At 59.8% G+C, this 9,459-nt stretch carries 7 protein-coding genes; all 7 read right to left on the bottom strand.

Annotation, left to right across the window (positions count from 1 at the left end; all coding sequences use genetic code 11):
• Window positions 1-315: 315 nt before the first annotated feature.
• The 7 genes from tilS to fabZ all read right to left on the bottom strand — a co-directional run bounded on the left by tilS (window position 316) and on the right by fabZ (window position 9,362).
• Entirely contained in the window at window positions 316-1,653 is a 1,338-nt protein-coding gene (gene tilS / locus ACI2KB_RS21090) for a tRNA lysidine(34) synthetase TilS (RefSeq protein ID WP_404637534.1), read from the bottom strand.
• 48 nt (window positions 1,654-1,701) lie between these two features.
• Complete coding sequence (accA, locus tag ACI2KB_RS21085; RefSeq protein ID WP_404637532.1) at window positions 1,702-2,649, bottom strand: acetyl-CoA carboxylase carboxyl transferase subunit alpha; 948 nt, start codon at window positions 2,647-2,649, stop codon at window positions 1,702-1,704.
• A gap of 113 nt (window positions 2,650-2,762) precedes the next feature.
• Window positions 2,763-6,284 carry a DNA polymerase III subunit alpha gene (dnaE, locus tag ACI2KB_RS21080; protein WP_404637530.1) on the bottom strand — a complete coding sequence of 1,174 codons (3,522 nt, stop codon included), beginning with the start codon at window positions 6,282-6,284 and terminating at the stop codon, window positions 2,763-2,765.
• 72 nt (window positions 6,285-6,356) lie between these two features.
• Window positions 6,357-6,998 (bottom strand): ribonuclease HII, encoded by a 642-nt coding sequence (gene rnhB / locus ACI2KB_RS21075; RefSeq protein WP_404637528.1) that lies wholly within the window; start codon window positions 6,996-6,998, stop codon window positions 6,357-6,359.
• An 11-nt stretch (window positions 6,999-7,009) separates the two neighbouring features.
• A complete protein-coding gene (gene lpxB, locus ACI2KB_RS21070; RefSeq protein ID WP_404637526.1) occupies window positions 7,010-8,146 on the bottom strand; it encodes a lipid-A-disaccharide synthase in 1,137 nt (378 codons plus the stop codon).
• A gap of 2 nt (window positions 8,147-8,148) precedes the next feature.
• Window positions 8,149-8,925, bottom strand: a complete 777-nt coding sequence (lpxA, locus tag ACI2KB_RS21065) for an acyl-ACP--UDP-N-acetylglucosamine O-acyltransferase (protein WP_404637524.1) — start codon at window positions 8,923-8,925, stop codon at window positions 8,149-8,151.
• Window positions 8,922-9,362 (bottom strand): 3-hydroxyacyl-ACP dehydratase FabZ, encoded by a 441-nt coding sequence (gene fabZ / locus ACI2KB_RS21060; protein WP_279893329.1) that lies wholly within the window; start codon window positions 9,360-9,362, stop codon window positions 8,922-8,924. Before fabZ ends, lpxA begins: the two co-directional genes overlap by 4 nt.
• Window positions 9,363-9,459: the final 97 nt, after the last annotated feature.

Here is a 9,459-nt window from a genome sequence, read left to right as displayed (position 1 = left end):
CCCAATGAAGAAACAACACCGCCCGTGACGAAGATGTAGCGCGTCATGAAAAACCCTAGAAGTCTGCGTTAAAGCGGTCAGAGCCGCCGGGGAAAGCGAAGGAAGGCCGAAGCCCCCGATGACCTGCGTGTTTCACAGTGCATTCCTGAAACTGCTGCGTTGAAAGCGACTGGTCGTATACGGACCTGTCCATTGCTCGCCACATTTTGAGAATCGCCCAGTAAAGACTGGCTGGTAATCGGCAACTTGTGTCGTTCCGAAAGGGCCGACATAAGCTGTATCAAGAAGGGAGCGTAGTCTACCGGAAACAGGCTCTCATCTCAAACTGTGGTCATTCGTCGGTGGCTGCCAGTGCAATCGCCAATCGCCACGGGGGTCTGCGTCGAGTCCGGGAAGATTGGCGACCGCCAGCAATTGCTCGCCGCGATAGAGCAGCGGCAATCGGCCGCGCAAAAACACAGGCACCCTTTTTTCGTTGAGTAGACGCTTGAGGTCGCGGCGACCGCGGTCCGGCACATCGAGCACTTCGCCGCCTTGACGATAGTGAACGTGAAGCCCGCCCCGAGGCACATCTCCGAGAATCTGCAACATCCCGTTGCCCGGCAGGTGCAGGGGCTGAGACGCGGTTGACCAGTGCTGCGAACCGGCGACGTCTTTCAACCAGATCCCCGACAGCCACCAGATGCGCCCCTCTGCCCTATGCAATTGCCCGTCGGCCAGCCGCCAGATCGGACGTCCCTCCGGGCCTGCATCACGCAGCGAATCCCAGCCAGCCCAATGATCGCTGTCCGGCAGGCGGGTCAGCGGGCCGAGCCAGTGTCGCAACGCATTGCGTTGGCGCGCGGGGGATAACCCCTCCAAGGGGGCCAACTCCAGCGAGGGCAGATTCAGCCAGGGCCATGAGCAGGGAGTGTCCGCGAGCGACAGGTCCTGCACCGCCAGCTCTTCGAGCAACCCTTGCGCTTCTGCCAAATGCGCGGCGCTGCGCGTCATGCTGGCAATCGCCTGAGGCCAGCGGGCGGTGAGCAGGGGCATGACATGATTACGCAGGTAATTGCGGGAAAAACGGCTGTCCTTGTTACTCGGGTCTTCAATCCAGCTCAGCCCTTCCTCCTGCGCATAACGTTCAAGCAACGCACGGGGCTCGTCCAGCAGCGGGCGGAACACATGCCCGTTGCCAAGAATTCGCTGCGCAGGCATCGCGGCCAAACCGCGCACTCCGGCACCGCGCAACAGGCGAAACATCAGAGTTTCGGCCTGATCGTCGCGGTGCTGTGCCGTCAACAGCACAGCACCGGATGGCAAGGCGTGTTCGAACGCCGCATAACGGGCATCCCGCGCGGCCTGTTCAAGGCTGGCGCCGGGCTGCACCTGAACGTCGATGACCTGCAATGGCACACCCAAAATCTGGCACATCTGGCGGCAATGCCCCGGCCACGACGCGGCAACGGCCTGCAACCCGTGATGGACGTGAATGGCAGTCAAGGGAGGAATGCGCTGACTCCGAGCCAGTTCGGCAAGCAGGTGCAGCAGGACGGTGGAATCAAGGCCACCCGAGAAGGCAATGCACCAACCGGTTGCGTCGCGCCAAGGGGAAAGGCGTGACAGCAGCCGCTGGTTGAGCTCTTTCTTGAAATGGTCCGGTTTGCTCATGCTGGTAGACCCCGCGCTGGCTCACCGGACCTCGAAAGCTGGCTCCGGTTAGACGCCGTAACTCATCAGACGCTCGTAACGACGCGCCAGCAGTTCATCGTGACTGAACTTCTTGAGCATGGCCAACTGGCTGCTCAGTGCTTCACGAATCGAAGCGGAGGCCGCAGCCGGATCGCGGTGCGCACCACCCAGTGGCTCGCTGATCACTTTGTCAACGATACCCAGACCTTTCAGGCGCTCGGCAGTGATGCCCATGGCCTCAGCAGCATCCGGCGCCTTCTCGGCGGTTTTCCACAGAATCGACGCACAGCCTTCCGGCGAGATCACCGCATACGTGGAGTACTGCAGCATGTTTAACTGATCGCAAACACCGATGGCCAGCGCACCACCCGAACCGCCTTCTCCGATGACTGTGGCAATGATCGGAGTCTTCAGGCGCGCCATGACGCGCAGGTTCCAGGCAATCGCTTCGCTCTGGTTGCGCTCTTCAGCGTCGATGCCCGGGTAGGCGCCCGGTGTGTCGATGAAGGTCACGATCGGCATCTTGAAGCGCTCGGCCATTTCCATCAGACGGCAGGCTTTGCGATAGCCTTCAGGACGAGGCATGCCGAAATTGCGACGCACCTTTTCACGCACTTCACGGCCTTTCTGGTGACCGATCACCATGACAGGCTGATTGTCCAGACGGGCGATGCCACCGACGATGGCAGCGTCATCAGAGAAGTGTCGGTCGCCGTGCAGTTCGTCGAACTCGGTGAAGATGTGTTCGATGTAATCCAGCGTGTACGGACGACGCGGGTGACGCGCCATCCGCGCGATCTGCCAACTGGTCAGGTTGCCGAAAATGCTTTCGGTGAGCGTTTTGCTCTTATCTTGCAGTCGAGAGATTTCGTCGCTGATGTTCAGCGAGTTGTCATTGCCCACCAGACGCAGCTCTTCAATTTTGGCTTGCAGGTCAGCGATCGGCTGTTCGAAATCCAGAAAATTCGGGTTCATAGGCATCCGTCTTGGGTCGACGGCCAAGAGGCCGGCCGGTTGATCCGTAAGCGCCATACCTTAAAGGAGCAGGCGCCTTGCGGTCGAGTTTTAATAAATTCGTCTGTTGGCTTTCAACGATACTGCAGGAAGACGTTCTCTCGTCCGAACTGGTCACGCAGCGCCTGAATCAGGCTGTCTGCGGGATCGATCCGCCACGCTTCGCCAAACTGCAGCAGCGCTCTGGCATCCTGCCCGGTGTAATCGAGCGTGATCGGGCACGCCCCCCGATGCTTCCTGCACAGGTCCCCCAGCCAGCGTAGACGATCGCCTTTGAGCGCTTCGCTACGCACGGTCAGGCGTAAACTTTCAGCGAGGCCGGTCCGCGCCTCTTCCAGACTCATGACCCGCTTGGCCCGCAGGCGCAGCCCTCCGGAGAAGTCGTCCGAACTGACCTCGCCTTCAACGACCACCATCGCGTCGGTTTGCAACAGCGATTGCGCGGCCTGGAACGAGTCGGCGAACAACGACGCCTCGATGCGCCCTGAACGGTCGTCCAGGGTGATGAAGCCCATCTTGTCGCCCTTTTTGTTCTTCATCACCCGCAACGCGATGATCAGGCCGGCCACGGTCTGAGTGTCGCGCGCAGGCTTGAGATCAACGATGCGCTGACGCGCGAAGCGGCGAATCTCGCCTTCGTATTCGTCAATCGGGTGCCCGGTCAGATAAAGACCCAGCGTTTCTTTCTCCCCGCGCAAACGCTCCTTGAGAGTGACCTCGCGGGCATTGCGATGGTTCGCGTAAACATCGGCATCGGCCTCGTCGAACAGGCCACCAAACAGGTCGGAGTGACCGCTGTCGTGGCTGCGCGCGGTCTGTTCGGCGGCTTGAATCGCCTCTTCCAGCGCAGCCAGCAACACGCCGCGATTGCGGTCGATATTGGCGTGATATTGCTTGGGCTCGTCATAGAAAAACGGGCCGAGACGATCCAGCGCACCACTGCTGATCAACCCGCCGAGGGTCCGTTTGTTGACGCGTTTGAGGTCGATGCGCTCACAGAAATCGAACAGATCCTTGAACGGCCCGGCCTGGCGCGCTTCGGTGATGGCCTCGACCGGCCCCTCGCCCACGCCCTTGATCGCGCCGAGACCGTACACGATGCGGCCTTCGTCGTTCACCGTGAACTTGAATTCGGAGTTGTTCACGTCCGGCGCATCAAGGCGCAGCTTCATGGTCCGCACTTCTTCGATCAAGGTCACGACCTTGTCGGTGTTGTGCATGTCCGCTGACAGCACCGCCGCCATGAACGGCGCCGGGTAGTGCTTCTTCAGCCACGCGGTCTGGTACGACACCAGGCCATAGGCCGCAGAGTGGGATTTGTTGAAACCGTAACCGGCGAACTTTTCCACCAGGTCGAAAATGTTACCGGCCAGATCGGCATCGATGCCGTTCGTGGCGCAGCCTTCGATGAAACCGCCACGCTGTTTGGCCATTTCCTCGGGTTTCTTTTTACCCATGGCGCGACGCAGCATGTCTGCACCACCAAGGGTGTAACCGGCCATGACCTGTGCGATCTGCATCACCTGCTCTTGGTACAGGATGATGCCGTAGGTCGGTGCCAACACCGGCTGCAGACCTTCGTACTGGTAATCCGGATGCGGATAAGCCAACTCTGCGCGACCGTGCTTACGGTTGATGAAGTCATCCACCATGCCCGATTGCAACGGACCGGGGCGGAACAGAGCCACCAGTGCGATGAGGTCTTCCAGGCAGTCGGGCTTGAGCTTTTTGATCAGCTCTTTCATGCCACGGGATTCAAGCTGGAACACTGCCGTGGTTTCGGCCTTTTGCAGCAGATCGTAGGTCGGCGCGTCGTCCAGAGGGATGAAGGCAATGTCCAACGGCTCCTCGCCTGCCTTGGCGCGGTCGCGGTTGATGGTTTTCATCGCCCAGTCGATGATCGTCAGCGTCCGCAGGCCGAGGAAGTCGAACTTCACCAGACCCGCCGCCTCGACATCGTCCTTGTCGTACTGGGTCACCAGACCGCTACCCTCTTCGTCGCAGTAAATCGCGGCAAAGTCAGTCAGCTTGGTCGGCGCGATCACCACCCCACCGGCGTGCTTACCGACGTTACGCACAACGCCTTCCAGCTTGCGCGCCATCTCCCAGATTTCCGCACCTTCTTCGTCGGTCTTGAGGAAGTCGCGCAGGATCTCTTCCTGCTCGTAGGCTTTTTCCAGGGTCATGCCGACTTCGAACGGGATCATCTTGGACAGACGATCCGCCAAACCGAAGGATTTACCCTGCGCCCGCGCCACGTCCCGAACCACCGCCTTGGCGGCCATGGAACCGAAGGTGATGATCTGGCTCACCGCGTTGCGGCCATATTTGTCGGCCACGTACTCGATCACGCGGTCGCGACCATCCATGCAAAAGTCGACGTCGAAGTCGGGCATGGAAACCCGCTCCGGGTTAAGGAAACGTTCGAACAGCAGGTCATAGGCCAGCGGATCGAGGTCGGTGATTTTCTGCACATACGCGACCAGCGACCCGGCACCCGAACCCCGGCCCGGCCCCACCGGCACACCGTTGTTCTTGGCCCACTGAATGAAGTCCATAACGATGAGGAAGTAACCGGGGAACCCCATCTGGATGATGATATCCAGTTCGAAATTCAGCCGGTCGACGTAGACCTGACGCTTGGCTTCATAGTTGGGCGTGGTGTCTTTAGGCCACAGCACCGCCAAGCGCTCTTCAAGCCCTTCGAAGGACACCTTGCGGAAATATTCGTCGATGGTCAGACCATCGGGGATCGGGAAATTGGGCAGGAAGTGCTTGCCCAGACGCACATCGATGTTGCAACGCTTGGCGATCTCGACGGTGTTCTGCACCGCATCGGGCAAATCGCTGAACAGCTCGATCATTTCATCGGCGCTTTTCAGGTACTGCTGGTCGCTGTAATTTTTCGAGCGGCGCGGATCGTCCAGCGCCCGGCCCTCACCGATGCAAACACGCGTTTCGTGGGCTTCGAAGTCTTCCTGTTTGATAAAGCGCACATCGTTGGTCGCTACCAACGGCACACCGTGACGGTCTGCCAAAGCGACAGCGGCGTGCAGATGTTCCTCGTCGTTGACGCGGTTGGTGCGCTGGATCTCGATGTAGAACCGATCCCCAAACACCGACACCCACTCCTTGAGCAGTTCGTCAGCTTCCGCTGGATTGCCGCCCAACAAGGCCATGCCGATTTCGCCTTCTTTCGCAGCGGAGAGCGCAATCAGCCCCTCGTTCGCCTCGGCCACCCAATCGCGCTCGATGATGACCAGGCCGTTGCGCTGGCCGGTCATGAAGCCCTGGGAAATTAACTCGGTCAGGTTCAGGTAGCCTTTGGGATTCATCACTAGCAGGCTCATGCGGCTGAGCGGCGCGTCCTTGCCGCGACCCGCCAGCCAGATGTCGGCGCCACAGATCGGCTTGATGCCCGCGCCCATCGCAGCCTTGTAGAACTTGACCAGCGAGCACAGGTTGTTCTGATCGGTCACTGCCACCGCAGGCATGTTCATCCCGGTCAGCGCCTTGACCAGGGGTTTCACCCGAACCAGGCCATCGACCAGAGAATATTCGGTGTGCATGCGCAGATGAACGAAAGAAGCCGACATGGGTGATCCTATGGCGCACAGAAAACAAAGGCCGGATTGTACCGGCCTCTCAAAAAAACATCAGCCCGCGATTCAGCTGATCGGTAACGACGAGAATCCAGTGGACACCATGAGTTCCCGCGCTTCATAAGCCGCCCGGACGGGGCCGAAAGAACGACGATGAATCGGGGTAGGCCCCAGCCGTGCCAACGCTTCCAGATGAACGGCGGTCGGATAACCCTTGTGCCCAGCCATGCCATAGCCCGGATAGGTCAACTCCATCGCTGCCATTTCCCGATCGCGGGTGACTTTCGCCAGAATCGAGGCCGCCGCAATGGCAGGCACCTTGGCGTCGCCCTGAACCACCGGCGCGCAGGGCACTGACAGTTGGGGGCAACGGTTGCCATCGATCAGCGCCAGTTTGGGCGTGATGATCAGGCCCTCGACCGCACGCTTCATGGCCAGCATGGTGGCGTGCAGGATGTTCAGCTCATCGATTTCGTCGACCTCTGCCCGCGCGATGTGCCAGCACAGGGCCTTTTCACATATCTCGTCGAACAGCTTTTCGCGCTTGGCTTCGGTGAGCTTTTTCGAATCGTTCAGCCCCAGAATGGGACGATTGGGATCGAGAATCACCGCAGCGGTCACCACCGCGCCACAGAGCGGGCCACGGCCCACTTCGTCGACACCGGCGACCAGATCCTCGACCAGGTTGAAGTCCAGACCCATTTGCATTGATTGAAGGCTCATTGTGAAGGCGAAGCGCCAATCAGGCTCAATACCGCATCAGCGGCTTGATTGGAGGCGTCGCGTCGCAAGGTACGGTGAATGGCATCAAAGCCTGCTGTCTGTTCCGCGCCGTTGTCGAGCAACGGCAGCAGGGTGTGTGCCAGGGCATCGGGGGTCGCCGCGTCCTGCAGAAGTTCCGGGACCAGCAGTCGCTGGGCCAACAGATTCGGCAGAGACACATACGGACTTTTCACCATCCGCTTGAGGATCCAGTAGGTCAGTGGCGCCAGACGATAGGCCACCACCATCGGTCGCTTGTACAACAGGGCTTCCAGCGTGGCCGTGCCCGAGGCGATCAGAACGGCATCGCAAGCGGCCAGTGCCACATGAGAACGGCCATCGAGCAAGGTCAGTGGGAGTTGGCGTCCTTGCAGGAGCTGTTCGATCTGCACGCGACGTTGCGGGCTTGCACAGGGCAGCACGAAACGCAACTCAGGCCGCGCGGCGAGCAAACGCTCAGCGGCATCGAAGAACAACGCGCCGAGGCGTCCGACTTCGCCGCCACGACTGCCTGGCATCAGAGCAACCACAGGGCCATCACCCAACCCCAGTTCGGCGCGAGCCGCCTGACGATCAGCTTCCAGAGGAATGGTGTCGGCCAGCGGATGCCCCACAAAACGCACCGGAACGCCTTTCTCTTCGTAAAAACGCGCCTCGAACGGCAGCAGCGTCAGCATCAGATCGCACCCTTCGCGAATCTTCAGCACCCGCTTCTGTCGCCACGCCCATACGGACGGACTGACGTAATGAACGGTCTTGATACCGGCCTGGCGCAGTTTGAGTTCGATATTGAGGGTAAAATCCGGGGCATCGATGCCAATGAACACGTCCGGTTTTTCACCGATCAGGGTCTGGATCAGCAGTTTGCGGCGCGCCAGCAACTCTTTCAGCCGGCCCAACACCTCCACCAGCCCCATGACCGACAAACGTTCCATGGGGAAGTAAGAGTGCATGCCCTCGGCTTCCATGAGCGGACCGCCCACACCGATGAACTGTGCATCCGGATGGCGAGCTTTAATCGCACGCATAAGCCCGGAACCGAGAATGTCGCCGGAGGCTTCCCCGGCGACCAGCGCAATACGCAAGGCCGCCATGGTCAGCGAGTAATGCCGCGAGTCGAGTTCTGAATGGACTCAAGGAACAGCGCGACTTCCGGGAACTGCGCAGCCGGTTCGGCCAGCTCGACAATCGCCTGCTCAACGGTGAGGCCCTGGCGATAAACCGTTTTGTAGGCACGACGCAGTGCGTGGATCGAGTCGTCCGAAAAACCGCGACGGCGCATGCCTTCGAAGTTCATGCTGCGCGCCTCGGCCGGGTTGCCGAATACGGTCACGAATGCCGGAACGTCCTTGCCGATTGCCGTGCCCATGCCGGAAAAGCTGTGAGCACCGATGTGACAATACTGGTGAACCAGAGTGAAACCGGACAGGATCGCCCAGTCCGCCACATGAACGTGGCCAGCCAGCGCGGTGTTGTTGACCAGGATGCAGTGATTGCCGATGACGCTGTCGTGCCCGATGTGGGCGTACGCCATGATCAGGTTGTGATCGCCAATGGTGGTCTCGGCGCGGTCCTGAATGGTGCCCCGATGAATCGTCACGCCTTCGCGAATCACGTTGTGATCGCCAATGACCAGGCGCGTCGCTTCGCCCTTGTACTTGAGATCAGGCGTGTCCTCACCTACCGAGGAGAACTGGTAGATGTGGTTATGTTTGCCGATTTTGGTCGGGCCACGCAGGATCACGTGCGGGCCAATCACCGTACCCTCGCCAATTTCCACACCAGGTCCGACGATCGACCACGGGCCGACCTCCACATCGTCGGCCAGAATGGCCGTCGGATCGATGATCGCGCGAGGGTCAATCAAACTCATAGCTTGCGTTCCGCACAGATGATTTCAGCGGAGCAGACCGGCTTGCCATCGACCGACGCCTGGCATTCGAACTTCCAGATCTGACGCTTGCAGCTGATGAACTTGGCTTCAAGGATCAGTTGGTCGCCCGGCAACACTGGCTGGCGGAAACGCAGCTTGTCGGAGCCCACGAAGTAATACAGAGTGCCGTCCGCAGGTTTCACGTCAAGCATTTTGAAACCCAGAATACCGGCAGCCTGAGCCATGGCTTCGATAATCAACACACCCGGCATGATCGGATGCGCCGGGAAGTGCCCATTGAAGAACGGCTCATTGATGCTGACATTCTTATAGGCACGAATGCTCTTGTTCTCAACATCCAGCGCCACCACCCGGTCCACGAGCAGGAACGGGTAACGGTGGGGCAGATATTCGCGGATTTCGTTGATGTCCATCATTTCGAGAGGAAGCCTGTAGTCAAGAATGGGAGTGCGCGACGAACGCGCAGCACTCCTCTAGCAAATCAAGGAGGCAGTTTATCGGCTGTACACGCTT

Origin of the sequence: Pseudomonas sp. NPDC088444 (assembly GCF_044900175.1) — a bacterium.
GTDB lineage: Bacteria > Pseudomonadota > Gammaproteobacteria > Pseudomonadales > Pseudomonadaceae > Aquipseudomonas.
Note: the sequence above shows the minus strand (reverse complement) of the source record. Positions and strands in the feature narration are given on the sequence as shown.